At 71.0% G+C, this 23,703-nt stretch carries 25 protein-coding genes and 1 pseudogene; 19 read left to right on the top strand and 7 right to left on the bottom strand.

Annotated elements, in window-relative coordinates; translation table 11 throughout:
* Positions 1-146: 146 nt before the first annotated feature.
* The 5 genes from ACW7GZ_RS05310 (at position 147) to ACW7GZ_RS05290 (ending at position 4,009) form a co-directional block, all read left to right on the top strand.
* Entirely contained in the window at positions 147-428 is a 282-nt protein-coding gene (locus ACW7GZ_RS05310; protein WP_457003492.1) for a hypothetical protein, read from the top strand.
* A 67-nt stretch (positions 429-495) separates the two neighbouring features.
* Positions 496-1,758: a 5-demethoxyubiquinol-8 5-hydroxylase UbiM gene (gene ubiM / locus ACW7GZ_RS05305; RefSeq protein ID WP_457003493.1), complete on the top strand. Its 1,263-nt coding sequence runs from the start codon at positions 496-498 to the stop codon at positions 1,756-1,758.
* A 117-nt stretch (positions 1,759-1,875) separates the two neighbouring features.
* Positions 1,876-2,220 (top strand): zinc ribbon domain-containing protein YjdM, encoded by a 345-nt coding sequence (locus tag ACW7GZ_RS05300; RefSeq protein ID WP_457003495.1) that lies wholly within the window; start codon positions 1,876-1,878, stop codon positions 2,218-2,220.
* 5 nt (positions 2,221-2,225) lie between these two features.
* Positions 2,226-3,539 (top strand): TIGR03862 family flavoprotein, encoded by a 1,314-nt coding sequence (locus ACW7GZ_RS05295; protein ID WP_457003497.1) that lies wholly within the window; start codon positions 2,226-2,228, stop codon positions 3,537-3,539.
* A gap of 2 nt (positions 3,540-3,541) precedes the next feature.
* On the top strand, positions 3,542-4,009 hold the full coding sequence (locus tag ACW7GZ_RS05290) for a hypothetical protein (RefSeq protein ID WP_457003499.1): 468 nt from the start codon (positions 3,542-3,544) through the stop codon (positions 4,007-4,009).
* Between the two features lie 25 nt (positions 4,010-4,034).
* Here the strand turns inward: ACW7GZ_RS05290 and ACW7GZ_RS05285 are convergent, their stop codons facing one another.
* Positions 4,035-4,253: a hypothetical protein gene (locus tag ACW7GZ_RS05285; protein WP_457003501.1), complete on the bottom strand. Its 219-nt coding sequence runs from the start codon at positions 4,251-4,253 to the stop codon at positions 4,035-4,037.
* A 232-nt stretch (positions 4,254-4,485) separates the two neighbouring features.
* The gene (locus tag ACW7GZ_RS05280) at positions 4,486-5,898 is read right to left on the bottom strand and encodes a mechanosensitive ion channel domain-containing protein (protein ID WP_457008221.1); all 1,413 of its coding nucleotides are present in this window, start codon (positions 5,896-5,898) and stop codon (positions 4,486-4,488) included.
* Between the two features lie 152 nt (positions 5,899-6,050).
* Here ACW7GZ_RS05280 and ACW7GZ_RS05275 point away from each other — a divergent pair, with 152 nt between their 5' ends.
* Positions 6,051-6,314: a DksA/TraR family C4-type zinc finger protein gene (locus tag ACW7GZ_RS05275; RefSeq protein WP_457003504.1), complete on the top strand. Its 264-nt coding sequence runs from the start codon at positions 6,051-6,053 to the stop codon at positions 6,312-6,314.
* A 10-nt stretch (positions 6,315-6,324) separates the two neighbouring features.
* Here ACW7GZ_RS05275 and ACW7GZ_RS05270 read toward each other — a convergent pair whose 3' ends face one another.
* Positions 6,325-6,645 carry a hypothetical protein gene (locus ACW7GZ_RS05270; protein ID WP_457003505.1) on the bottom strand — a complete coding sequence of 107 codons (321 nt, stop codon included), beginning with the start codon at positions 6,643-6,645 and terminating at the stop codon, positions 6,325-6,327.
* 129 nt (positions 6,646-6,774) lie between these two features.
* On the opposite strand from ACW7GZ_RS05270, the gene ACW7GZ_RS05265 reads away from it, so the two are divergent.
* The 6 genes from ACW7GZ_RS05265 (at position 6,775) to ACW7GZ_RS05240 (ending at position 11,208) form a co-directional block, all read left to right on the top strand.
* Positions 6,775-7,602: a hypothetical protein gene (locus ACW7GZ_RS05265; RefSeq protein ID WP_457008219.1), complete on the top strand. Its 828-nt coding sequence runs from the start codon at positions 6,775-6,777 to the stop codon at positions 7,600-7,602.
* A gap of 105 nt (positions 7,603-7,707) precedes the next feature.
* The gene (locus tag ACW7GZ_RS05260; protein ID WP_457008217.1) at positions 7,708-8,559 is read left to right on the top strand and encodes a spermine/spermidine synthase domain-containing protein; all 852 of its coding nucleotides are present in this window, start codon (positions 7,708-7,710) and stop codon (positions 8,557-8,559) included.
* Positions 8,547-9,167 (top strand): HD domain-containing protein, encoded by a 621-nt coding sequence (locus ACW7GZ_RS05255; RefSeq protein WP_457003510.1) that lies wholly within the window; start codon positions 8,547-8,549, stop codon positions 9,165-9,167. Before ACW7GZ_RS05260 ends, ACW7GZ_RS05255 begins: the two co-directional genes overlap by 13 nt.
* Before the next feature lie 86 nt (positions 9,168-9,253).
* A complete protein-coding gene (locus tag ACW7GZ_RS05250) occupies positions 9,254-9,628 on the top strand; it encodes a DUF6164 family protein (RefSeq protein WP_457003512.1) in 375 nt (124 codons plus the stop codon).
* Positions 9,625-10,524 (top strand): hypothetical protein, encoded by a 900-nt coding sequence (locus ACW7GZ_RS05245; RefSeq protein ID WP_457008215.1) that lies wholly within the window; start codon positions 9,625-9,627, stop codon positions 10,522-10,524. Before ACW7GZ_RS05250 ends, ACW7GZ_RS05245 begins: the two co-directional genes overlap by 4 nt.
* A gap of 51 nt (positions 10,525-10,575) precedes the next feature.
* Complete coding sequence (locus ACW7GZ_RS05240) at positions 10,576-11,208, top strand: hypothetical protein (RefSeq protein ID WP_457008214.1); 633 nt, start codon at positions 10,576-10,578, stop codon at positions 11,206-11,208.
* Between the two features lie 30 nt (positions 11,209-11,238).
* On the opposite strand, the gene ACW7GZ_RS05235 is transcribed toward ACW7GZ_RS05240, so the two are convergent.
* Positions 11,239-12,420, bottom strand: coding sequence for an NAD(P)/FAD-dependent oxidoreductase (locus ACW7GZ_RS05235; RefSeq protein WP_457003517.1), 1,182 nt, complete (start codon positions 12,418-12,420; stop codon positions 11,239-11,241).
* Between the two features lie 356 nt (positions 12,421-12,776).
* On the opposite strand from ACW7GZ_RS05235, the gene ACW7GZ_RS05230 reads away from it, so the two are divergent.
* A complete protein-coding gene (locus tag ACW7GZ_RS05230) occupies positions 12,777-12,953 on the top strand; it encodes a hypothetical protein (RefSeq protein ID WP_343275823.1) in 177 nt (58 codons plus the stop codon).
* 168 nt (positions 12,954-13,121) lie between these two features.
* Here the strand turns inward: ACW7GZ_RS05230 and ACW7GZ_RS05225 are convergent, their stop codons facing one another.
* From ACW7GZ_RS05225 to ACW7GZ_RS05215, 3 genes are all read right to left on the bottom strand, one after another.
* Complete coding sequence (locus tag ACW7GZ_RS05225) at positions 13,122-14,939, bottom strand: DEAD/DEAH box helicase (protein WP_457003519.1); 1,818 nt, start codon at positions 14,937-14,939, stop codon at positions 13,122-13,124.
* A gap of 71 nt (positions 14,940-15,010) precedes the next feature.
* Positions 15,011-15,856, bottom strand: coding sequence for an archaetidylserine decarboxylase (gene asd, locus ACW7GZ_RS05220; RefSeq protein ID WP_457003520.1), 846 nt, complete (start codon positions 15,854-15,856; stop codon positions 15,011-15,013).
* Positions 15,853-16,500: an SCO family protein gene (locus ACW7GZ_RS05215; protein WP_457003521.1), complete on the bottom strand. Its 648-nt coding sequence runs from the start codon at positions 16,498-16,500 to the stop codon at positions 15,853-15,855. Before ACW7GZ_RS05215 ends, asd begins: the two co-directional genes overlap by 4 nt.
* Before the next feature lie 107 nt (positions 16,501-16,607).
* On the opposite strand from ACW7GZ_RS05215, the pseudogene prmB reads away from it, so the two are divergent.
* From prmB to ACW7GZ_RS05185, 6 genes and pseudogenes are all read left to right on the top strand, one after another.
* Positions 16,608-17,522, top strand: a pseudogene (gene prmB / locus ACW7GZ_RS05210) (50S ribosomal protein L3 N(5)-glutamine methyltransferase); the annotation flags it as partial.
* A 136-nt stretch (positions 17,523-17,658) separates the two neighbouring features.
* Positions 17,659-18,768, top strand: coding sequence for a chorismate synthase (gene aroC / locus ACW7GZ_RS05205; RefSeq protein WP_457008619.1), 1,110 nt, complete (start codon positions 17,659-17,661; stop codon positions 18,766-18,768).
* Positions 18,761-19,741, top strand: coding sequence for a 2-hydroxyacid dehydrogenase (locus ACW7GZ_RS05200; protein WP_457008212.1), 981 nt, complete (start codon positions 18,761-18,763; stop codon positions 19,739-19,741). The genes aroC and ACW7GZ_RS05200 overlap by 8 nt, the downstream gene beginning before the upstream one ends.
* 9 nt (positions 19,742-19,750) lie before the next feature.
* Positions 19,751-20,500 (top strand): sulfurtransferase, encoded by a 750-nt coding sequence (locus ACW7GZ_RS05195; RefSeq protein WP_457008210.1) that lies wholly within the window; start codon positions 19,751-19,753, stop codon positions 20,498-20,500.
* Between the two features lie 142 nt (positions 20,501-20,642).
* Complete coding sequence (locus tag ACW7GZ_RS05190) at positions 20,643-21,659, top strand: aspartate-semialdehyde dehydrogenase (RefSeq protein WP_457003527.1); 1,017 nt, start codon at positions 20,643-20,645, stop codon at positions 21,657-21,659.
* Between the two features lie 85 nt (positions 21,660-21,744).
* The gene (locus tag ACW7GZ_RS05185) at positions 21,745-23,658 is read left to right on the top strand and encodes a type IV pilus assembly protein FimV (protein WP_457008208.1); all 1,914 of its coding nucleotides are present in this window, start codon (positions 21,745-21,747) and stop codon (positions 23,656-23,658) included.
* Positions 23,659-23,703: the final 45 nt, after the last annotated feature.

The raw sequence follows: 23,703 nt of genomic DNA, 5'->3' as shown, positions 1-23,703 counted from the left end.
AGCCGGGCCGGCCGTACGTCTCTCCCCCAGTCGGGAGAAGAACCTCTTTATTCGCGCGCCGATCCGTGGCGTAATCGACGCACCCCACGTCGCCCATGTATCCACGAGGTACGCAATTCCGCACGTCCACAGGAGCCAGGCACGCAATGCAGCCGCAAGTGATCAGCGAGGAGTATGGAATTCCCCCGGCGCAGGCACGGGAGATCATCGGGCGTGAAACCAGGCGTGCGCTGTTCGGGCGCTGGCAGGCCTGGGCCTGGCTCGCACTGACACTGGGAGTGGCACTGGTGTTGCACCTGGCCCAGCCGGGCAACGGGCTGTGTGCGCTGCTGATCGCCGGCGGCGCGCTGCTGGTCTGGTTCCAGGTCGGGCGCTTCCTGGCGGAGCCGGCGGTGCACGCCGCGGCGCGGAGCTGTTCCAGCACTTGATTCCGGTCAGGGCGCCCGCCGCCCGGACAGCGCAGGCTTGGGCGTTCCAGTCGAATCAGGAAGTGCAATGTCCGAGCCGTCGGTCCTCGTCATCGGTGCCGGTCCCGCCGGCCTTTGCCTGGCGCGCGCGCTGTCGCAGCGTGGCCTGCGCGTCGAGGTGTTCGAGCGCCAGTCGCGTGGATCCGTTGCCAGGCCCACGTTCGACGGCCGCGAGATCGCGCTGACCCAGGCCTCGATGCGCATCCTGCGCGAGCTTGGCGCATGGCAGCGGATCGCAGAAGACGCGGTGTCGCCGCTGGTGGGCGCGCGCGTGGCCGACGGCGATGCCGGGCACGGATTCGAGGTCGACGCCGCGCCCCTCGGGCATCCGGCCCTGGGCGCGCTGGTCGCGAACCGCGACATCCGCGCGGCCGCATGGCAGCTGGTCGAAGGCGATCCGCGCATCCGAGTTCACTTCGACGCCGTGGTTGCCTCGGTGGCGTCGGACGCGCGGCAGGCCAAGGTGGTGCTGGAGGACGGCCGCCGTTTCCAGGCCCCGCTGCTGGTGGCGGCCGACAGCCGCTTCTCATCCACCCGCCGCGCGATGGGCATCCCCGTGGCCATGCACGATTTCGGCAAGACCATGCTGGTATGCCGCGTGCGTCTGGAGAAGCCGCACGATGGCATCGCCTGGGAGTGGTTCGGCAAGGGCCAGACGCGGGCACTGCTGCCGCTGCGTGGGCAGCTGGCTTCGGCGGTGGTCACGGTCACCGGCGCCGAGGCGGAGCAGCTGGAGTCGCTGGACGCCGATGCGTTTTCGCGCGAACTGCAGTCGCGCTACCGCGACCGCTTCGGCACGATGGCGCTGGAAGGCGAAGTGCATGCGTATCCGCTGGTGGCGACCTGGGCGCACCGGTTCGTCGGCACGCGCTTCGCGCTGCTCGGCGACGCCGCGGTGGGCATGCATCCGGTCACCGCGCACGGCTTCAACCTGGGCCTGGCCAGCGTCGAGCGACTGGCTTCGGCGGTGGCCGACTCGGTCGCGGTGCACGATGACCCGGGGCACCCCGCGCTGCTGGCGCGCTACCAGCGCCGCCATCGCGCCGGCTCCCTGCCGCTGTTCCTCGGCACCGCGCTGGTGGTCCGGATGTTCACCGACGACGGCCGGCCGATGCAGCCGCTGAGGCGCGCGATCATGCAGGCCGGCAGGATGCTGCCGCCGCTCAGGCGCGCGCTGGCCGACACCCTGCTCGACGACGGACCGGTCGACCCGTCTCCGTTGCATCGGCTGCGCCGGGGTCTGGCGCTGTTGAAGCCGGCGACGGTTGGAGACGGCGTGCACGTTCGCTGACGCGCCCGGGCTTCCGGAGGGCTGCCACAGGGCTTTGGGAACCCGAGGCTGCAGCGGGCGGCCCGTTCGAGCGCCGGTCGCTACAATACGCAGCCCACGCAAGTCCTTGGAGTCGCCATGTCCGCCATTCCCGCCTGTCCGCAATGCGGGCTGGAAAACACCTATCCCGATGGAGCGCTGTACGTGTGCCCGGACTGCGGCCACGAATGGGCCGCCGGGGACGGTGAGACCGCCGACGGCAAGGCCATGGTGGTGCGCGACGTCAACGGCAATCCGCTGGAAGCGGGCGACACCGTGGTGGTGATCAAGGACCTCAAGGTCAAGGGCTCGTCGATCCCGCTCAAGCAGGGCACGATGATCCGCAACATCCGCCTGATCGAGGACGACGCGGAGAATATCGAGGGGCATTCGGACAAGATCCGCGACCTCGTGCTGAAGACCTGCTTCCTGCGCAAGGCCTGAGAGCGATGACCGCGGCGCCCGCCGCTGGAACCTTGCCGACCGGCGCCCGCCGCGTCGCTGTCGTTGGCGGCGGCCCGGCCGGGCTGTTCGCCGCCGAACTGCTGCGCGCGGCCGGCTGCGAGGTCCATGTCTTCGAGGCCAAGGGCTCGGTCGGGCGCAAGTTCCTGGTCGCGGGCAAGGGCGGCCTGAACCTCACCCACTCCGACCCGCCGGCCCTGTTCGCCAGCCGCTATCGCGAACGCAACGCCGAGGTCGGTCGCTGGCTGTCCGCGTTCGATGCCGATGCGCTGCGCGCATGGGCGCGCGGGCTTGGCATCGAGACCTTCGTCGGCAGCTCCGGACGGGTCTTTCCCGTGGACCTCAAGGCCGCCCCGCTGCTGCGCGGCTGGGTCCGCAGGCTGCGCGCGCAGGGCGTGGACATCCACGTCCACCATCGCTGGCTGGGATGGAACGACAGTGGTGCATTGCGGTTTGCGACGCCGGATGGCGAAACCGGATTCGAAGCCGACGCCACCTTGCTCGCGCTGGGCGGAGGCAGCTGGCCGCAGCTGGGTTCGGATGGCGCATGGCAGGACCTCCTGCGCGATGCCGGCATTGAGGTCGCGCCGCTGCAATCATCCAATTGCGGCTTCGACATCGCCTGGTCCACGCATTTCGCAGGGCGCCATGCGGGTGCCCCGCTGAAGCCGGTCGTTGCGCATTGGCGCGGTGCGGACGGCCGCGCGCATGCACTGCAGGGCGAGTGCGTGGTTTCGGAACACGGGATCGAAGGCAGCCTGGTCTATGCGATCTCCGCCGACCTGCGCGAACTCGTCGCCCGCGACGGGCATGCGGTCCTCGAGCTCGACCTGGCGCCCGGACGCGAGCTTGCGCGGCTGCAGGCCGAGCTGTCGCGGCCGCGTGGCAAGCGCAGCCTGTCTGAGCACCTGCGGCGTGCAGCGGGGCTCGACGGCGCCAAGGCCGGCCTGCTGCGCGAAGTCCTCGATGCCGACGCCTTGCATGACCCGGCAGCCGTGGCAGTCGCCACCAAGCGCCTGGCTCTGCGGCTGGTCGCGACGCGCCCCCTGGCGGAGGCGATCAGCAGCGCCGGTGGCGTCCGCCTCGAGGCTCTGGACGACGGGCTGATGCTTCGGGCGCGGCCGGGCGTCTTCGCTGCGGGGGAGATGCTCGACTGGGAAGCGCCGACTGGCGGGTACCTGCTGACCGCCTGCTTCGCCAGTGGATGCGTGGCCGCCGAAGGCGCGCTGCGCTGGCTGGATAGCGTCCCGTCAGCCGGCATGCGGCATGCTGTCGCCCTCACTTCCCCGGAGCACGGATAACGATGGATTCCAGACTGATCTCGATGCTGCTCGTGCTGGCCCTGCCGTTGGCGGCCTGCGAGCAAAGCGCGCCGTCGCCGGACGCGGCCGATGACGGCACGAACGCCGCGGCTGCGGAGCAGGCCCCGCCGGCCGGCGAGGCCAGCCTCCCGGCCGAGTTCGTGGTCCTGACCAACGAGCCTTTCTGGCAGGCGAGCGTGGAAGCGGGCGCGGTGGTGCTCAGCGGACCCGACCTCGAAGGCCGGCGGTTTGGCATCGATACTGAAAACGAGGTCGAAGGCGCCAGGCTGGTGCACGCCAGCGACGATGCCGGGACGATCTCGGTGACGCTGACGCCGGGACCGTGCGAGGACACCATGTCGGGTGCCGTATTCCCCCAGGTGGCCGAGCTGGTCATCGACGGGATCGGGCCGGTGTCCGGCTGTGCGCGCCCCGCTGGCACGCCGCCGCCCGCACCGTCGGGCCTCTGACCGGCCACGGGGCCCGTGGCGAGGGTCAGGCGCGCGAGGAGTGAAGCGCCGGGCCGGGCTCCACGAGCAGCGTGTCGCCCCAGCCGGTGGGCATGGTGATGGTGACGGCCCGGCCGGACAGGGTGGCATCACCGAGTGCGACGGCGTGCGCCGCCATGGTGGCCTTGAAGCGGCTGTGGAAGACCTCGTCGAAGCTCGCGCCCGAGACCCGGAACCCCGCCGCGACCTGTTTGATCTCGACCATTGGCGCGCCTTGGTGGTGTAGGTGTGCCCCGGCCCAGCTTCACGACTTGCTCAAGGTCGCGGCCAGTTCCGTTGCTGAGCGGCATCCGTGACCGGTGCAGGGCCGTGCTGCCGGGGCCCCGATATCATGCGCTGGGATGGCTTGGCTGCCTGTCAGTGACTTGGCGGTTCGAGGGTAGGGAAAATCCGAAACGCCGGCTGGCCGGAGCCCGGGCGGACAGCAGCAAGGCCTTTCAGGGCGCCGTGTGCGCCGGCGAGGCTTCGGGTTCCACCGGAAGCAGGTCTTCGCTGGCGTGAGCCTGCTGCTCGGCGGCAATGTGCTCGTCAAGGTCGCGGTTGACCGAGGTGTCGGCCGTTGCCTCCTCGGCGGGTGGCGCCTGCACGGCAAGCTCGGCCGCCCTGGCCGGGGGACCTTCTTCCGGGAGCGTGGCGGCATATTGGATCACGCGCGGTGTGTTCACTCCGGCCTCGGCCAGGCGCGTACGCACCGAATGGATAGCCTCGCTGCGAACCTTGCCAAGGTCACTGCTGCGCTGGTCGACCCAGGCGAAGAAGCGCAGCGTGATCCCCGACGCGTCATAGGCGTCCACCGTCCAGGAGGGCCCGGGATCCGCCAGCACGCCATCGACCCCGCGAATCGCCGCCAGGGCGACGTCCTGCACGCAGCGGATCGATTCCGCCACGTCGACCGGGATCGTGAATTCCAGCCGCCGCCGCGCGTTGCTGGAGAAGTTCAGCACCACCGACTTGAACACCAGCGCGTTGGGCAGGGTGAGGCGGTTGCCATCAAAGGTCACGAGTACGGTGGCGCGCGGCGTCAGCGCCGCGACCTTGCCTTCATGGCTGCCGTCGATGCGCAGGGAGTCGCCCGGCGCGAACGGGCGGCGGATGCTCAGCAGCACGCCGGCCACGTAGTTTTCGGCGATGTCCTTGAACGCGAAGCCAAGCGCGAGCCCGATCACGCCTGCCGAACCCATGACCGCGCCCACCAGGGCGGTCGCCCCCAGCAGGTCGAGTGCCACCAGGACCCCGCCCAGGAGCACCAGCCACTGCACCAGCTGCTGCACCAGGCTTGCGAAATAAGGGTTCTCGGACTGCCAGTTGCGTCGCTGGATGCGTTGTCCGAAGCGCCGCCCCAGCCATTTCCCCAGCCACCACGCCAGGGCGACTACCAGCATCGCCACGATGAGCAGCGGCAGGGCGGCCACCAGGCGCACGATCTTGTCCAGCGCGAGCGTGGACGCGGTGCCGATGCGGTCGGAGATGCGGGTGCTCACCATCACGCGGTTGTCGACCCGGGTGCTCCCGGGTTGCTGTTCGGCCACCTGGACGGCGCGCTCGCGGTCCTCGGGTGCGAGGACCACGCCCTGCAGTTCGGCCACGCCGTCACGCACGGTCACGGTGACGTCGGCCAGCCCATCGGTCTCCTGCAGGCGCTCGGCAACGCGCCGACTGTCGGCAAGGTCGCGTCCGGCGTCCGCGGTGTCCACGCCTTCGGCGGTAACGGGCGAGGTGACGCTCTCAGCGGCCGTGGGTGCCGCGGCCGGAGCGCTTGCCTGAGCGTGGGCCGGAGCGCCAGCGACGGCTGCCAGTGACAGCAACAGCGACAACAGGGCGGCGAGTGGAGCAATCGTGTTCACGCGCATGCCGCAATGGTCGCACGGCGCGGTGAAACCCGCGCAACGCCGCGAATCGGCGTGCAAGTCCGATGGTGTGGCGTATGGGCCGGCGGCAGGGCTTGCAAGGCAGGGGGCGGACCCCGATAACAGGCGGTATCCAGCATCCGCGGAGAAACAGCATGGCCACCGGCTGGGCCGGCGACGGCGCCGTACAGGACCAGATCGACGCAACCGTGAAGGACGCGATTGAGCGTGCACGCAGCCGGCTGGGCACCGGACCGGGGCGCGAGGACTGCGAAGAATGTGGCGAGCCGATTCCGGAAGCGCGACGCAAGGTCGTGCCCGGCGTACGCCTTTGCATGCCGTGCCAGGCCGCGCAGGACGAGGAAGCGGGCCTCGCCGGCTATAACCGGCGAGGCAGCAAGGACAGCCAGCTGCGCTGAAACAGGCGGATCAGAGGTGCTGGAAAGCGAGGATTGCGGACAGCACAGCGGCCAGGATCAGGTACTCGCCCTTGTCGTTCCGCTGCCCGTACTGGCTGCGTCCGTAGTAGCCGTCTTCATATCCGCGCTGGAACCCTTGGCGGAAATAGTGGATGTACTCCGAGCGGTCGACGTACCAGCCGTTGTAGCCGTAGCTGGCGTCCTCCCAGGCGTGGCTGTTGCGGTAGTCGGGCTGCCAGCCATCGTCGTAGTCGGCGCGGCCGGCCTCGCGGCCTTCCCTGTAGCCGAGGTCGACGGCCTGCTGCAGCAGGTCGGCGCCGTACTGGTTCACGCTGTAGTAGTGGCCTGCGCGCTGGTAGCGATAGCTGGCGGGCGCGCTGTACCAGGCGGCGTTGTAGCTGCTCCAGCGCGGGTCGCGCGCGTGGACACGGGAGTAGTAGTTGCGCAGGTAGCGCTGCTGGTGGACGCGGCGTTGCTGGGCAAGGCGCTGCTCGTGGCGACGCTGGGCATCACGCAGCTCGCGTCGATGACGCTGGTGCTGGGCTTCGCGCTGGCGCTGCTGGGCGACGCGCCGTTCGCGTTCGCGCTGGTCGACGCCCCGGCCCTGGCGCCGGTCGCCCTGGCGACGCTGGTCGGCATCGCGACGCTGGTCGGCACTGCGACGCTGGTCGGCACTGCGACGCTGGTCGGCATTGCGACGCTGGTCCGGGGCGCGGGGCTGGTCCGCAATGTGGCGCTGTCCGGCATCCCGACGCTGTTCCGCAATGCGCTGGCGCTGCTCCGCAATGCGGCTCCGTCCGGCATTGTCGCGTTGATCCGTGGCGCGGCCCTGCGCTGCTTCGCGGCGCCCCGCGGCTTCCCGTTGCGGCACCTGGCGTTGCTGTGCCTGGCGCTGTGCGGCCTGGCGCTGCTGCGGGTGTTCGCGCGCAGCCGACGGCCTCTTCTGCCCGGCATCGCGCTGCCGCGCCGGCGTATCACGGCGCTGCCGGGATGCCTGTTCCGGGCCACCCTGGCCCTTGCCGGCGCGATCGCCGCCACGCGCGGCCTGGTTGCGCTGGCGCTGTTCGTCCGGGCGCTTGCGCGCCTCGCGAGCCGCCTCCTGCCTTCGGGGGCGGTTGTCATCGTTCTGATGCGTGCGCGCCTCGCGCGGACGCTCCAGCGCGTCGGCCGTTGCCGGAAGCGCGATCCCGATCGACAGCATGATCGCGAGGAACATGGGGACTGGATGCAAGGTCATTGTGGTGCTCCCTGGAGTCGTTCGCCTCCACTTCACGGTGCGCACGCTTAACGCGCTCTGAGAATGACGCTTCCGGGCGACAGCTGTTCAGGCGGCGTACGCTGTAAACGGTTTCAACCGCGCCGGCGCAACCGCTACGGTGCGCAACGCCCATGAATGTACAAGGTGGAGGTGCGGGTGGAAGGCGACAGGGGCTGGTTCGGAAGGCTGGCGGAGGCGTTCGCCCGGCTGCGCGGGGCAGGGCCGCTCGACCCCACCGGGCTGCGGCTTCCGCCGGCACGGCTGCACCAGTACAAGGGCTATGTCTCGCTGCACTTCCGGCGCGGCCAGACGCAGAGCCGGATGCGCGGCGACACGCCCGACCGGCTGCTGATCGATTACACCAGGACCATGCTGGCAGCGCTGTTGTGGCAGCCGCGGCCGCGACGCATCGGGATCGTCGGCCTGGGCGGTGGCTCGCAGGTGAAATTCCTGCACCGCCAATTGCCCGGAGCGCGGCTGGAGGTGGTGGAGAACCATCCGGGCGTGATCGCGCTGCGTCGCAGCTTCGGGATTCCCGATGACGATGCGCGGCTGGAAGTTGCGTTCGACGACGGCGCCCGCTTCATCGCCGCACGGCCCGGACGCTACGACCTGCTCCTGGTCGACGGCTACGACGCCGCCGGCATTCCCGAAGCCCTGTCGACGCCGGCTTTCCTCCGCGCCTGCCGCGATGCCTTGGCCACGGGCGGCGTGATGGCCGCGAACCTGCACGGCGACGGCTGCGCGCCGTACATCATGCAGCTCCGGGAGGCGTTCGGCGGCGACCGGGTGCGGGTGGTGCAGGAGGCGGAGATGAGCAACCGCGTGGTGTTCGCGTGGACCGGCGATGAACCGTGCGGCGACAGCGCCACCCTGGATGCCGCGCGCGCGGTGCTCGGCGACGAGGCCTGGCAGGAGCTTGCCCCGGCCTTCGAGCAGGTGGCGCGGGAACTGCGGCTGGGGTCGGAGATGGCATGCGCCAGGTGATCCCGCTGCCGCCGGCGATGCTCGAGCGGCTGCATGCCGCCTATGCGACTCCGCCGCGCGCCTACCACCACTTCGGCCACGTCGAGGCGGTGCTTGGCCATTTCGACGAGGTCGCCGCGGGACCGGGCTGGGCGCGCCCGCACGAAACCTGGCTCGCCATGCTCTACCACGACGCCATCTACGACGCCGGGCGCAGGGACAACGAGGCCCGTTCGGCACGCTTGGCCGCGCAGGAGATCGCACGCTGGCTGCCCGATGCCGGGATCGACGTGGGCCACGTCGTCGATCTGATTGAATTGACCGCCCGCCACGGGAGCCTGCGTCCGGAAGCGCTTGGCGAAGGCCCGGATGGCGACGACCGCCGCCACTTCCTGGATTGCGACATGGCCATCCTTGGTGCCGACGCCGCTGCCTTTGACGCCTATGACCGGGCTATCGCCGAGGAATACAGCGACGCCGTGCCGGGCGTGCTGTATCGCATCAATCGACGGCGCTTCCTGCGTGGCCTGGTGCGCTGCGATCGCATCTACCTCAGCGCGTTCTTCCACGAGCGCCTTGATGCCGCGGCACGCGCGAACCTGCGCCGCCGCCTGGGCGTGGCTGGCTGAGCCGCTGCAGCCGGCCGGCGTGGCCGTCTGCGCCGGGGCCATCGTTTTCGTACCACGGTCAAGGGCGGCGGGTATCCTTCGACACTATGGCCAAGCTGCTGCTCAACATGAGGATGGTCCCGGAGGACGAGGCGGACGAGGTCCGCGAGTTCCTGGGCGCCAACGACATCGGGTTCCATGAGACCCGGCCCAGCCGCTGGGGCATTTCATACGGCGGCATCTGGGTCAGCGACGATGCGGACTATCCGCGCGCGCGCCGGCTGATGGACGAGTACCAGGCCGCGCGCCAGGCCCGCGCCCGCGCCGAGCGGGCCGACGCATTGCGCACGGGCAGCGGCGAGACCTTTGCCGACGTGCTGCGCAACGAACCGGGTCGCGTGGCGCGCGCGGCCGCGGGCATCGTGCTGTTGCTTGCACTGGCGGCGCTGCCCGTGGTGCTGCTGTGGCAAGCCTGGACGTGAATCCGGAACGCCCCGCGAAGGCACGCTGGCCGGATCGTTCGGCGCATCGCAGGAAGCGCCAGGGCCGCCTCGTCTTCCGGATCGCGGTGGTGCTGGTGCTGGTGCTGCCGTGGTTCGGATACCGGCAGGTCCGCGACTGGCTGGGTCCGGAGGCAGGACCGTCCGCAGGGCTTTCGCAGGCGACCGACGCACCGGCGGTGCCGACAGCGGCACCTGCCCCTGCCGCCGCCACCTTGCCGCAGGAGCGCCCGCGATCGCTGGTGGCGGCTCCGCCGGCCGCCGCTGACCGCCATGCGGAAGCGGCCGCGGCCGATGAAGTCGAAGCCATCGGCCGCGACGCACGCGCCGGCGACGGCGAGCGTGCGGCTGCGCGGCTCGCGGATCTCGGTGCCCAGGTGCATCGCGAAATCCTGCTGGCCGACCGCGGCAGCGCCGTGCGCCGCGAGGCTGCGCGCCGCGATGTCGCGGCGATGCCAGGCGTGAGTGGTGCGGGCTGGGTCGATCGCATGACCATGCTGCTGGTGGTGTCCGGGCGCGGCGCGGGGCATTCCACGGTGGCATCGGCCTGTCGGCAACTGGCCAAGCACGGCGACGTGTCCGGGCTCGCCGTGAGGGTGCAGGAAGTTGCCGGCGGCAGCGTTGCAGCCGGTTCGATCCAGGTTGAATGCAGGCAGGACATGGCCACGGCCGAAGCCGGGCCGCAGCGTTGGTTTTCAGGCACATCGATGCAGCCACTCTCTCCTGCCGACGCCTATGGCGCGCAGGAAGCGGAGGATCCCGATGCTGTCGCCGAGCGCCGCCGCCGCGAAGAGGAGAGCCTGCGCATCCTCAGCGACAGCACGCCCGAGCTTCCGTCTCCACCGCCCGACCTCGGGTCAGCCCCTGACGCGCACTGAACGCCGGGCGATTATCATTGGCTCCTGTGCTTCTGAACGCCGGATCCCCGATTGAACCTTCGCACCTGCCGCTCCGCCATCGCCTGGACCCTGTTCGCCTGCTCCGCGGGCTTCGCGGCGGTCGGCTGCGCGCGAGACGACGGTGCTGCCGCGGCAACGGGCGACGCCCAGCCACCGGCCACCAGCGCGCCGCCGCCGGCGCCCCGCGCATCGCTGGAGCCGGATACCGCCAACGCGCCCATCGAACGCGCCGCACCTCCCACCCTGCAGCCGGTGGCGATCGGTCGTTTCGTCGCGGCCGACCGCGTGGGCGTCGCCATGACCGGTACGCTCGAGATCGAGGACTCCCGGATCAGTGGCGCCGACGGCGTCGTCTTCGTCACCGAACGCGTTGCCATCGTCCACGGTGGCGACGAGTTCAGCGCCGGCCAGCGCTACGCGGACGTGATGATGATCGACGCCCGGCATCCAGTGGAGCTCCGTCGGGTGCTCGACGAAACCCGCGCCGATGATGGCCAGGCGTTCTGCGGCAGCATGAAGACCGGCTTCCTGGCGCTGGCCAGCTACGTCGAGCAGGACCTGCGGGTGGTCAAGCTGATCGCCCTGCAGGGGGACGGCATTCCGGCCGCTGCGGCCCAGGACACGCAACTGTGCGCTGCGGCCAGCTACGAGGCCGAGGCCTGAGCCTGGAAACCCGCGGGCGGCCAAGCCTGGTCAGGCCACGCCACCGGCTGCGCGGCCCGATGCCCAGGCCCACTGGAAGTTGTAGCCGCCCAGCCAGCCGGTGACATCCACGACTTCGCCGATGAAGAACAGCCCCGGCACCTGGCGCGACATCATCGTCGACGACGACAGGCCGTCGGTGTCGACGCCGCCCAGGGTGACTTCGGCGGTGCGATAGCCCTCGGTGCCGCTGGCCACCACCGGCCACGCCGACAGCGCGGCCGCGGCGCGCGCCAGCGCCGGCTCATCGAACTGCCGGAGCGGCCGGTCGCCCAGCCAGTGTTCGCACAGGCGCTGGGCGAAGCGGCGCGGCATGCGCTCGGCCAGCACGTTGCGCAGCTCGGTGGCGGGGTGCGCCGCGCGCTGTTCGCGCAGGAACGCCAGTGCGTCGGTGCCGGGAAGCAGGTCGATCGACAGCGGTTCGCCGGCATCCCAGTAGGACGAGACCTGCAGGATCGCGGGACCGCTGAGGCCGCGATGGGTGACCAGCATGGCGTTGCGGAACGATTGCCCACGGCTTGAGGCCTCCACCTCCAGCGCCACGCCGCTCAGGCCCTGCAGGCGCTCGGAATGGCTGCCGGTGAGCACCAGCGGCGCCAGCCCGGCGCGCGTGGGAAGCACCGCGTGCCCGAACTGCCGCGCCAGCGCATAGCCCAGGCCGCTGCCGCCGAGGCTGGGGATCGAGAGGCCGCCGCTGGCGACCACGAGCGATCCGGCGGCGACCTGGCCGCGCGCGGTGTCCACCAGGAACCCCGTGTCCGAGCGGGTGACGCTCTGGACATCGCAGCCGATGTCGACGTCGACGCCGGCATCGGCGCACTCGTCCAGCAGCATGCGCACGATGAGCTTGGCCGAGTCGTCGCAGAACAGCTGGCCGAGTTCCTTTTCATGCCAGGCGATGCCATGGCGGTCGACCAGTTCGATGAAGTCGGCGGGCGTGTAGCGCGCCAGCGCCGACTTGCAGAAGTGCGGGTTGGCCGAGATGAAGTTCGCGGGCCCGGTGCCGGTATTGGTGAAGTTGCAGCGGCCGCCGCCCGACATCAGGATCTTCTTGCCGGGCTTGTTGGCGCGCTCGACCACGCGCACGCGCCGGCCACGCTGGCCCGCGGTCATCGCACACATCAGCCCGGCGGCGCCGGCCCCGATGACCAGCACGTCACAGGAAATCGTCATCGCGACAGGATAGCCCGGGGGCTTTGCGTGGCGAGGCATGGCACCGGCATGAAGCCGTGAAAGCGGCTTCCGGGAGAGTCCGTGCCCCGAGAGATGGCTCCGCAAAGGCTCGCGCGGTGCAAGGCGGTTTCACCCGGATGGCCCGCGCCGCGGGAGGCGGCTGGCGGGGAAAGTGCTGTGCCCCGAAGCCAACAGACTCCAACCCGCCGAAGCGACACGCTCCCCCACGAAGCCCCGACATCGCGCGTGCGTTCGTGCGGGAGCGCACCGCCCACGTAGAATGTGCGGATGCGTGACCAGACCCTCAATCCTTGCCATCTTCCGTCCAACGCCGCGGCGCGTGCCCGGGTGCGACCGTGACCTGGCTCGGCCTGGTCGCGATCGTCATCGGCCTGTACCTCGCGTTCAAGGTCGCAGGCGTGGTGCTGAAGATCGCCCTGTGGCTGCTGATCGTGGTGGCTGCCTACTGGTGGCTGGCGCCGATGCTGGGCTGGCCACCGCTGGAGGAAGTGATCCACGTCCTCGGCCCCTGAGGGGTCCCAGCTGTCGACGGCAGAAGCGTCCACCGTTGCGACCAACCTGTGCTTTCGTGGGAGCGGCCATGGCCGCGATCGCCGCTATGGCGGCTCCCACAGCGGCAAATGCAGCGGGCGGCACAGGCAGCGGCGAGGACAGCGACTCCAAGCGCGTATCCGGCCGCGTTACTCCGGCTGCGGGCCCTTGCGGTGCGGCTTGCGCGGCGGGAACGGCTTCTTCGCGAAGGGCTTCTTCTCGAACGGCTTGCGGCCGGCGCCCTTGCCGCCCGCGGTGTCCGGCGCTTCGCCGTCGCGGGTGATGCGCAGCTGCTGGCCGGCGCACCAGACGCCCTTGAGGTGGGTCATGGTCTGCTCGGGCATGCCTTCGGGCAGCTCGATCAGGCTGTGGTCCTCGAAGATCTCGATGCGGCCGATGTGCTTCGATTCGAGCGCGGCCTCGTTGGCGATCGCGCCGACGATGTTGCCCGGCTTCACGCCGTGGTCGTAGCCGACTTCGACGCGGAAGGTCTGCATGCCCGGCGACGGCGCGCGTGCGACGCGCTCCTTCTTCGGGAACGCGGGGCGCTCGCCGCGGTCCGCGCGCTCGTGGCGGGCAGGGCGCTCGCGGTATTCGCGATCCTGGCCGAAGGCCGTCGGGGCGGGCGCAGGCTTCGCCCGCGGCGGATCGAGCAGCAGCGGCACGTCGCCGCGCGCCATCTTCGCCAGCGCCGCGGCGACTTCGATCGCGGGGACGTTGAATTCGCGCTCGTAGTCCTCGACCAGCGACTGGAACAGGCCGAGCTCGCCGGCCGCGAGGGTATCGGTGATCGACTGCTTGAACTTGCCGATGCGGGCGTCGTTGACGGTCTCCACGCTCGGCAGTTCCATCTGTTCGATCGGCTGGCGCGTGGCGCGCTCGATCGAGCGCAGCATGTTGCGTTCGCGCGGGGCGATGAACAGGATCGCCTCGCCGCTGCGCCCGGCGCGGCCGGTGCGGCCGATGCGGTGGACGTAGCTCTCGGTGTCGTAGGGCACGTCGTAGTTCAGCACGTGGCTGATGCGGTCGACGTCGAGCCCCCGCGCGGCGACGTCGGTCGCCACCAGGATGTCGATCTTGCCGTCCTTCAGCTGGGCGATGGTGCGCTCGCGCTGGGCCTGGACGATGTCGCCGTTGATGGCCGCGGCGGAGAAACCCCGCGCCTGCAGCCGCGAAGCCAGGTCTTCGGTGGCGAGCTTGGTGCGCGTGAACACGATCATGCCGTCGAAGGGTTCGGCCTCGAGGATCCGGGTCACGGCGTCGAGCTTGTTGGTGCCGCTCACCATCCAGTAGCGCTGGCGGATGTTGCGCGCCGTGCTGGTGGACGACTTGATCGCGACCTCGACCGGGTCGCGCAGGTATTTCTGCGCGATGCGCCGGATCGGCGGGGGCATGGTGGCCGAGAACAATGCCACCTGGCGCGTCTCGGGGGTGCGGGCAAGCACCGCCTCGACGTCGTCGATGAAGCCCATGCGCAGCATCTCGTCGGCCTCGTCGAGGACCAGCATGCGCAGTTCGGACAGGTCCAGCGATCCCTTCTCCATGTGATCGATCACGCGGCCGGGCGTGCCCACGATCACCTGCACGCCGCGGCGCAGGGCCTGCAGCTGCGGGCCGTAACCCTGGCCGCCGTAGATCGGCAGCACCTGGAAGCCGGGCAGGAAGGCGGCGTAGGTCTGGAACGCTTCGGCGACCTGGATCGCGAGCTCGCGGGTCGGTGCCAGCACCAGTACCTGCGGCTTGCGCGCGGCCGGGTCAAGGCGCGCCATCGCCGGCAGGGCGAAGGCGGCGGTCTTGCCGGTGCCGGTCTGGGCCTGGCCGAGCACGTCGCGACCTGCCATCAATGGCGGGATGGTCGCGGCCTGGATCGGCGAGGGGGCTTCGTAGCCAACGGCGGTCAATGCCTGCAGCAGCGGCTGCGGCAGGCCGAGATCGGTGAATAGCGGAGTGGGGGCGTCGGAACTCATCAAGCGGCCTCTGGCGGGCCGGATGGCCTGGTGGGGTGTGGGATTCTACGCTCCGCAGCGCCTTCGCGGCGTCAGGACGTGCGCGTGGCCAGCCGCTGGCCGAGCCGTACCGGGGCTTCGGCACCGAGCGTGGGCGCCAGTTCGGCCACGCCCGGCGGCAGCAGCACGATCACGGTGGAGCCGTAGTTGAAGCGCGCCATTTCCGCGAACCGCGCGAGATCCACCGTCTCGCCCACGTAGTCCTTGCTGGCCACGCGGTCGCCATAGGCCGGGATTTCCTCGCCGCTCCAGACGGTTTCCACGCCCGATACCAACAGCGCGCCGACCATCACCACGGCCATCGGCCCGAAGTCGGTGGCGAAGTGGCAGACCAGGCGCTCGTTGCGCGCGAACAGCCGCGGTACGCGGGCCACGGCCGCCGGGCCGACGCTGAACAGGCGACCGGGAACGTGGACCGTGCGCAGGAGGCGACCGTCCCAGGGCATGTGCACCCGGTGGTAGTCGCGCGGCGAGAGGTAGACGGTGGCGAACAGGCCATCGGCGTAGGGCGCGGCGGCGGTTTCGTCGGCCAGCAGTTCGGCGGCGGTGAAGGACTGGCCCTTGGCCTGGAAGATCCGCCCGTCGCGGATCGGGCCGCACTGGCTGATGCGGCCGTCGGCCGGCATCAGGATGGCGGCCGGGTCGGGGTCGGCCACGCGCGCATCCGGGCGCAGCGCCCGGGTGAAGAAGGCGTTGAAGGTCGGATAGGAGGCGGCATCGGCATTCGCCGCTTCCGACAGGTCCACGCCGAAACGGCGCACCACCGTGTCGATCAGCCAGCGGCGCAGCCGTGGATTGTCCGAATAGGCGAGACGGCGCGCGGCCCCCGACAGCAGGCGGTGGGGCAGGACATGGCTGAGCCGGGTGACCAGGCTCACTGTGGCGATGCCGCGGTCAGGGTGGCCAGATCGGCGGCGATCGCCGCCGGGTCGAGCGGCCCCTGGATCACGCCCGCCATCCGTCCGGCGGGATCGAGCAGGGCCAGCGCGGCCGAGTGATCGATCGTGTACTGGTCCGCGGGCGCGTCGTCGGCGGCCGGGACCTTCATGAACACCAGCGACAGCGAGCGCGCGAATTCCTCCAGCGCGGGGATGTCGGCGGTTGCAGCGAGCGTGTCGCGATGGAAGAAGGCCGCGTATTCGCCGATGCGGTCGGGGCTGTCGCGCTCCGGGTCGACCGAGACGAACAGGACCCGCGGCCGCTTGGCCTCGGGCAGCGGCTCCCATTCCTTCTGCGCGCGCGCCAGGTCGGCCAGCGTGGTCGGGCAGACGTCCGGGCAGTGGGTGAAGCCGAGGAACACCAGGGTCCAGTGGCCGTGCAGCTCGCCGGGAACCAGCTGGGTGCCGTCGGACTGCTGCAGTGCGAACGGCGGCAGCTCGCGGGCCTGCGGGAACAGGCGCACGGTCTCCAGTTCCGGATGGGCCGGGGCGCGGTCGCGGCCGAACCATTTCTGCGAGGCGACGAGGCCGAGGCCTGCGGCAAGCGCGGCCACGAGCACGATCAGGACGGTGCGGTTGAACATGGTGCCTCGGACGCCGGGAGTGACCGGACATGATAACGGGCCGCGCCGGAGTCCGCGGCCGCTTCGCTATACTGCCCGCCCCGGCGAAAGCGCCGTGAACGCGCGCCATGACGACCCAACAGCTCCAGACCATCATCGACCTGATCCGCTACGGCGCCAGCCGTTTCAACGCGGCCGGCCTGACCTTCGGCCACAGCTACGACAACGCCCTGGACGAAGCGACCCAGCTCACCCTGCATGCGCTGCACCTGCCGCACGACCTGAGCCCGGTGTACGGCACCGCGCGGGTGACCGAGGCCGAGAAGGAAGACGTGCTTGCGCTGTTCATCCGCCGGATCGAGGAGCGCGTGCCCGCGGCCTACCTGTGCGGCGAAGCCTGGTTCGCGGGCCTGAGCTTCAAGAGCGACAGCCGCGCCCTGGTGCCGCGTTCGCCGATCGCCGAGCTGATCGAATCCGGCTTCGAGCCCTGGCTTGCCGGCCGCGAGGTGCGTCGCGCGCTGGACCTGTGCACCGGCTCCGGGTGCATCGCGATCGCCATGGCGCATTACAACCCGGACTGGCACGTCGACGGCGTCGACCTGAGCGACGAAGCCCTGTCACTGGCAGGAGAGAACGAGCGCCGGCTGATGGCCGACAACGTCCGCCTGCTCAGGTCCGACCTGTTCTCGGCCCTGCAGGGCGAGCACTACGACCTGATCGTCAGCAACCCGCCCTACGTCACCAACGACGAGACCGACGCGCTGCCGCGCGAGTACGCCCACGAGCCCGAAATGGGCCTGCGCGCGGGTGACGACGGGCTGGACCTGGTGCTGAAGATCCTGCGCGACGCGCCGCTGCACCTCTCCGATGAGGGCGTGCTGATCTGCGAGGTCGGCGAGGCCGAGCGCGCGTTGACGAAGCTCCTGCCCGAGCTGCCGCTGATGTGGGTGGAGTTCAAGGTCGGGCAGATGGGCGTGTTCGTGGTCGAGCGCCATGACCTGGTGAGCCACAGCGCGCGCATCACCGCGCTGGCGGCGGAGCGCGAGGGCGGCGTGGCCGCGGCTCCCGCGATGGCCGCGGGCGCGCCTGCAGCGGACGCGGGCGGCACCGGCAGCGAGCCGGACAGCCTGTTCTGATGCGCGCGCCAGCGGGCCAGCGGGATCCTTGCGGGGCGCGGCCCTGAACACCTTCGGCCAGCTGCTGCGCGTCACCACCTTCGGCGAATCCCACGGTCCGGCGATCGGCTGCGTGGTCGATGGTTGCCCGCCGGGCATCGCGCTGGCACCGGAAGACTTCGCGCACGACCTGGTGCGTCGCGCCACCGGGCGGTCGCGGCATACCTCCGCCCGCCGCGAGGACGACGTGGTCGAGATCCTGTCGGGCGTGTACGACGGCCTGGCGACGGGCACTCCGATCGCGCTGCTGATACGCAATTCGGATGCGCGCAGCAGGGACTACGCGCGCATCGCGACGCAGTTCCGCCCCGGCCACGCCGATTACACCTATTGGCAGAAATACGGCATCCGCGACCCGCGCGGCGGTGGCCGCAGCTCCGCGCGCGAAACCACGATGCGCGTGGCCGCGGGCGTGATCGCGAAGAAGTGGCTGGCCGAACGCCACGGCGTCACCGTGCGCGGCCACCTCGCGCAGATCGGCGACCTCGTTCCGCAGGCCCATGACTGGGGCGCGGTGGAGGACAACGCCTTCTTCTGGCCCGACGCGGCGCAGGTTGCGGAACTCGAGGTGTACATGGATGCGCTGCGCAAGTCCGGGGATTCCGTCGGCGCACGGGTTGCCGTGGTCGCCGACGGTGTGCCGCCCGGCTGGGGCGAGCCGGTCTACGGCAAGCTCGACGCCGGCATCGCCGCGGCGATGATGTCGATCAATGCGGTCAAGGGCGTCGAAATCGGCGCCGGCTTCGCGAGCGTGGCGCAGAAGGGCAGCGAGCACCGCGACACGATGACCCCGGACGGCTTCCTGTCCAACCACGCCGGCGGCGTGCTGGGCGGGATCAGCAGCGGCCAGCAGCTGGTCTGCTCGGTGGCCTTCAAGCCGACCTCCAGCCTGCGCCTGCCGGTGCCGGGCATGGACGTCGGGGGCGAAGTTGTCGACATCGTCACCACCGGCCGCCACGACCCCTGCGTGGGCATCCGCGCCACCCCGATCTGCGAGGCGATGCTGGCCCTGGAGCTGATGGACCAGGCGCTGCGCCATCGCGCCCAGTGCGGCGACGTCGCTGCGGTCGCGCCGCGCATCCCGGCGTCGCCCGGCGGGAGCGGCCATGGCTGACGCACGGCCGCGGGTGTGGGTATCGCAGCCCCTGTACCGCGACATCGAGGCGCGGCTGGAGCAGTGGTTCGACGTCACCCGGACGCCCGCCATCAGCGACCACGCCCCGGAGGCGATCGCGGCCGCGCTGGCGGACGCCGACGGCGCGCTGGTCACGCTCAACGACCGCATCGGCGAGGCCGAAATCGCCGGCGCCCCGAAGCTGCGCGCCGTCGCCAACGTCGGCGTGGGCTACAACAACCTCGACGTCGCGGCGCTGGCCGCGCGCGGCATCGTCGCCACCAACACCCCGGACGTGCTCACCGAAACCACCGCCGATTTCGGTTTCGCGCTGATGATGGCCGCGGCGCGGCGGATCACCGAGGCCGAGCACTGGCTGCGCGCGGGGAACTGGCAGGGCTGGGGCTTCCACGAGCTGCTCGGCGCGGAAATCCACGGCAGCACGCTCGGCATCCTCGGCATGGGCCGGATCGGGCAGGGCATTGCGCGCCGCGCCCGCGGCTTCGACATGCGCGTGCTGTACCACAACCGCGGCCGCCTGCCGGACGCGGTCGAGCGCGACTGCGCCGCCACCTGGGTGGAGCGTGACGCGCTGCTGGAGGCAGCCGACCACCTGGTTCTGGTCCTGCCGTACACGGCGGCCAACCACCACATCATCGACGCCGCCGCGCTGGCGCGGATGAAGCCCGGGGCCACGCTGACCAACATCGCCCGCGGCGGGCTGGTCGACGAGGGCGCGCTGGCGGAAGCGCTGCAGGGCGGGCGCCTGGCCGCCGCCGGACTGGATGTCTTCGAGGGCGAGCCCGCGGTGGATCCGCGACTCACCGCCTGCCGCAACGTGGTGCTGACCCCTCACATCGCCAGCGCCAGCCTGCCCACGCGGCGCGCGATGGTGTCGCTGGCGGTGGACAACCTGGTCGCGGCGCTGGGCCACGGTCCCGACGCCGGACGGCCACCCAACCCGCTTCCGTAGAATGCGGCCATGTACACCAGCATCGCCGCCTATCACTTCGTCGCCATCGACGACCCCGCCGCCGCCGTCGCGCGTGTCCGCGGCTGGGCCGAAGCACATGCGCTCCTCGGCACCGTCCTGGTCGCGGACGAAGGCATCAACCTGTTCCTGGCCGGCAGCGGCGCCGGCATCGACGCCTTCCTCGCGCTGCTGCGCGGCGAAGCGCGCTTCGCTGGCCTGCAGGCCAAGGTCAGCCACAGCCTCGCGCAGCCGTTCGCGCGCCTGAAGGTCAAGCACAAGCCGGAGATCATCAGCTTCCGCCGCGACGGGATCTCGCCCCTGGACGGTCGCGCGCCGGCGGTGGCGCCCGAGGACCTGGCACGCTGGATCGAGCGCGGCTGTGACGACGATGGCCGGCGCCTGGTGCTGCTCGACACCCGCAACCGCGAGGAGGTCGGCCACGGCACGTTCGCGGGCGCGCTCACGCTGCCGATCGACAACTTCACCGAGCTGCCGGCCGCCCTCGAACCGCACCGCGAAGCGCTCGCAGACGCCACCGTGGTCGGCTTCTGCACCGGCGGCATCCGCTGCGAGAAGGCGGTGCGCTGGATGCGCGCGGAGGGCTTCGAGCACGCACTGCAGCTCGATGGCGGGATCCTCGGCTACTTCGAGGCCATGGGCGGCGCCGGCTACGAAGGCCGCTGCTTCGTCTTCGACGGGCGCATCGCGCTGGACCCGGGGCTGCGCGCCGCCGCGGACGACGACGCGACGTCGGCCTGAGCCCCGCGCCGCGGTGCCGCCGCGGACTCGGGGTGAACCGCGTCAGCGGCCGCCGCCCCGCGCCGCAACCATTCCCGCCGGCCACGCGCGATAATGCCCCGCTGCGCGGCACCGGTCGCGCCCTCAACGAACGGAGTCCCCCATGGGCAGGCAGTACAAGGTGGCCGTGGTCGGCGCAACCGGCGCGGTGGGCGAAGCGATGCTCTCGATCCTTGCCGAGCGCGAGTTTCCGGTCAGCGAGCTGGTGGCGCTGGCCAGCGACCGCTCGGCAGGCGGGACGGTGGCTTTCGGCGACGACGAGGTGGTGGTCCGCGACCTGGCGACCTTCGACCCGGCTGGCGTCGACATCGCCCTGTTCTCCGCGGGTGCAGCGGTGTCCAGGGAGTACGCGCCGAAATTCGCCGCCGCCGGCGCCGTGGTGATCGACAATTCCTCGGCCTTCCGCCAGGACGACGACGTGCCGCTGGTGGTCAGCGAGGTCAACCCCGAGGCGGTGAAGCCGCGCCCGCGCGGGATCATCGCCAACCCCAACTGCTCGACCATGCAGATGCTGGTGGCGCTGGCGCCGATCCACCGCAAGGTCGGGATCGAGCGCATCAACGTCGCGACCTACCAGTCGGTGTCGGGCGCGGGCCGCGTGGCGCTCGAGGAACTCGGCCGCCAGACCGCTTCGCTGCTGGGCTTCCGGGGCGCCGAGCCTGCGCATTTCCCGGTGCAGATCGCCTTCAACCTGATCCCGCAGATCGACGAGTTCATGGACAACGGCTTCACCCGCGAGGAGATGAAGCTGGTCTGGGAGACACGCAGGATCCTGGGCGACGACAGCATCCAGGTGAACCCGACCGCGGTGCGGGTGCCGGTGTTCTACGGCCATGCCGAGGCGCTGCACATCGAAACCAGGGAAAAGATCAGCGCCGCCGAGGCGCGCGCGCTGCTGGAAGCCGCGCCGGGGGTCGAGGTCGTCGATGAACGCGTTGCCGGCGGCTATCCGACGCCGGTCACGCACGCTTCGGGCAGCGACGCGGTCTTCGTCGGCCGCATCCGCGAGGACCTTTCGCACCCGCGCGGGCTCGACCTGTGGGTGGTGGCCGACAACATCCGCAAGGGCGCGGCCTTGAATGCGGTGCAGGTCGCGGAACTGGTGGTCGGCGAGCGCTGATGCAGCTCCCGCGTTGCCATTCGAGGCCACGGGCCGCTAGAGTCCACGCGATGCAACGGGGGAACGAGTGCACACGACACCGCGAATGATGCGAGCAATCCGCTGGGCCGCCATGTGCGGCGTGCTGTTGGCGCTGTTCGCGGGCCAGGTGCTTGCGCTGGGCCTGGGCCGGATCGAGGTCAAGTCGCGCGCCGGCCAGCCGCTGCTGGCCGAGATCCAGGTGATTTCCAACGATTCCGCCGAACTCGACCAGCTGCGCGCGGGCCTGGCGTCGCCGGACACGTTCCGGCGCATCGGCCTTCCGGCGCCCGACAGCGTGGTCGCGGGGCTGGAGTTCAGGGTCGCGCTCGACGCCCGCGGTGAACCGGTGATCCGCGTCACCACGCGCGAGCCGGTCACCCAGCCGATGCTGACCTTCCTGGTCGAGGTCGACTGGGGGCAGGGGCGCCTGGTACGCGAATACTCCGCGCTGGTCGATGCGCCGCAGACCGTGGCGGCGCCGGCACAGCCGGTCATCGAGGCGCCGGTGGCCGCGCCTGCGAACACCGTCCTGCGCGCGCCCGAGGCCGCCGCCGTGCCAGCGGGCGCCGCCGCATCGGCCGATGAAGCCGACGCAACCGACGACGCGGTCGCGGCTGATGGCGCCGTTGCCGATGAAGACGGCGCTGTCGCCGAACGCGCTGACGCCGCCACAGCCGACGAACCTGCGCCCACTGCCGCCATCGCGCCCGCACCGGTGGCGACGCAGGCCCCAATGCCGGCGGCACCACCTGCGCAGGCATCCACGCCCTCCGGCGAATATGGCCCCGTGCAGGCCGGCGAGACGCTGGGCGCGATCGCGGCCCGGCTTGTCGGCGATGGCGTCACCCGCGAGCAGGCCATCGTGGCGCTGTTCCGCGCCAATCCCGAAGCCTTCATCGCCAGCAACCTCAACCTGGTGCGCCAGGGCGCAGTGCTGCGTATCCCGGATCGCAGCGAGATCGCCGGGCTGGACCTGCGCGAGTCACGGGCGCTGATGCGCGAGCAGGTGGCGGCCTGGCGCGACATGACGAGTCCGGCACCGCAGCCCGACGTTGCTGACGTTGCGACCGCCGACGCCGCGCCCGCGCAGGCGGGTGAGGGCGAAGCGGAGACGCAACCGGCGACGGTGGCACGGACCGCGGACGCACGCCTGGAAATCGTGCCGCCGTCGGCGGTCGGCGGGCTTCAGGCAGGCATACGATCCGGCATCCAAGCCGGTGGCGAGGGCGAAATGCTGCGACAGGAAATGCAACAGGAGTTGCACCAGAGCCAGGAAACCCTGGCTGCACGCGAGGCCGAAGTGGACGAACTCAAGGCCCGCGTCGCGGACCTCGAGCGCCTGCAGGCGCAGCAGGCACAGCTCATCACGATGAAGGACAGCGAACTGGCCGCGGTCCAGGAGCGCCTTGCGACCTCGTCCGAACCTGCCGCGGAGCCCCCACCGCCGGCCGCGACCGAGGCTGGCGGCCTGCCGTGGGTGTGGATCGGCCTGGCTCTGCTGCTGGTCGCCGCGGTCGCCTGGCTGCTGATCCGACGCGCACCGAAGGCCACGCCCCGGCCGCGCTTCGACGCGTCCACCCTGGCGGCCGAATCGTCGTCGCCAGCGGAAGGCGAGTCGCTTGCCGACGCGCCGCAGCAGGTGCGGGCCGCGCCGCTTCCCGCAACGCCGGCATGGCATGCGGGCGCTGCAGGCACCGACGCAGCCGTGCCCGTGGCCCAGGTCGCGCCGGAGCGCGTGCCCGCGCGCGCCGGCACCGACATCAGCACCGGCACCGGCACCGACGTGGATGCCGACGATGCGGCGGTGATCGCATCGCTCAATCCGGCGCCCGGTGGTGCGGAGCGCATCGAGCTGGCCCGCGCCTACCTCGACCTCGGCGACGTCGCCACCGCCCGCGACCTGCTGCAGGAAGTCGTCGATGCCGGCGACCATGCCGCGCGTGCGGAGGCCTCGCGCCTGCTGGAAGGAATCGCCTGACGCCTGTGCCGCCGCCGCGACTGTGCGCGGCGCGGCCGGTCATTG

This window comes from Luteimonas sp. A537, from assembly GCF_054052065.1.
This window is presented reverse-complemented; position numbering and strand designations above follow the sequence as displayed.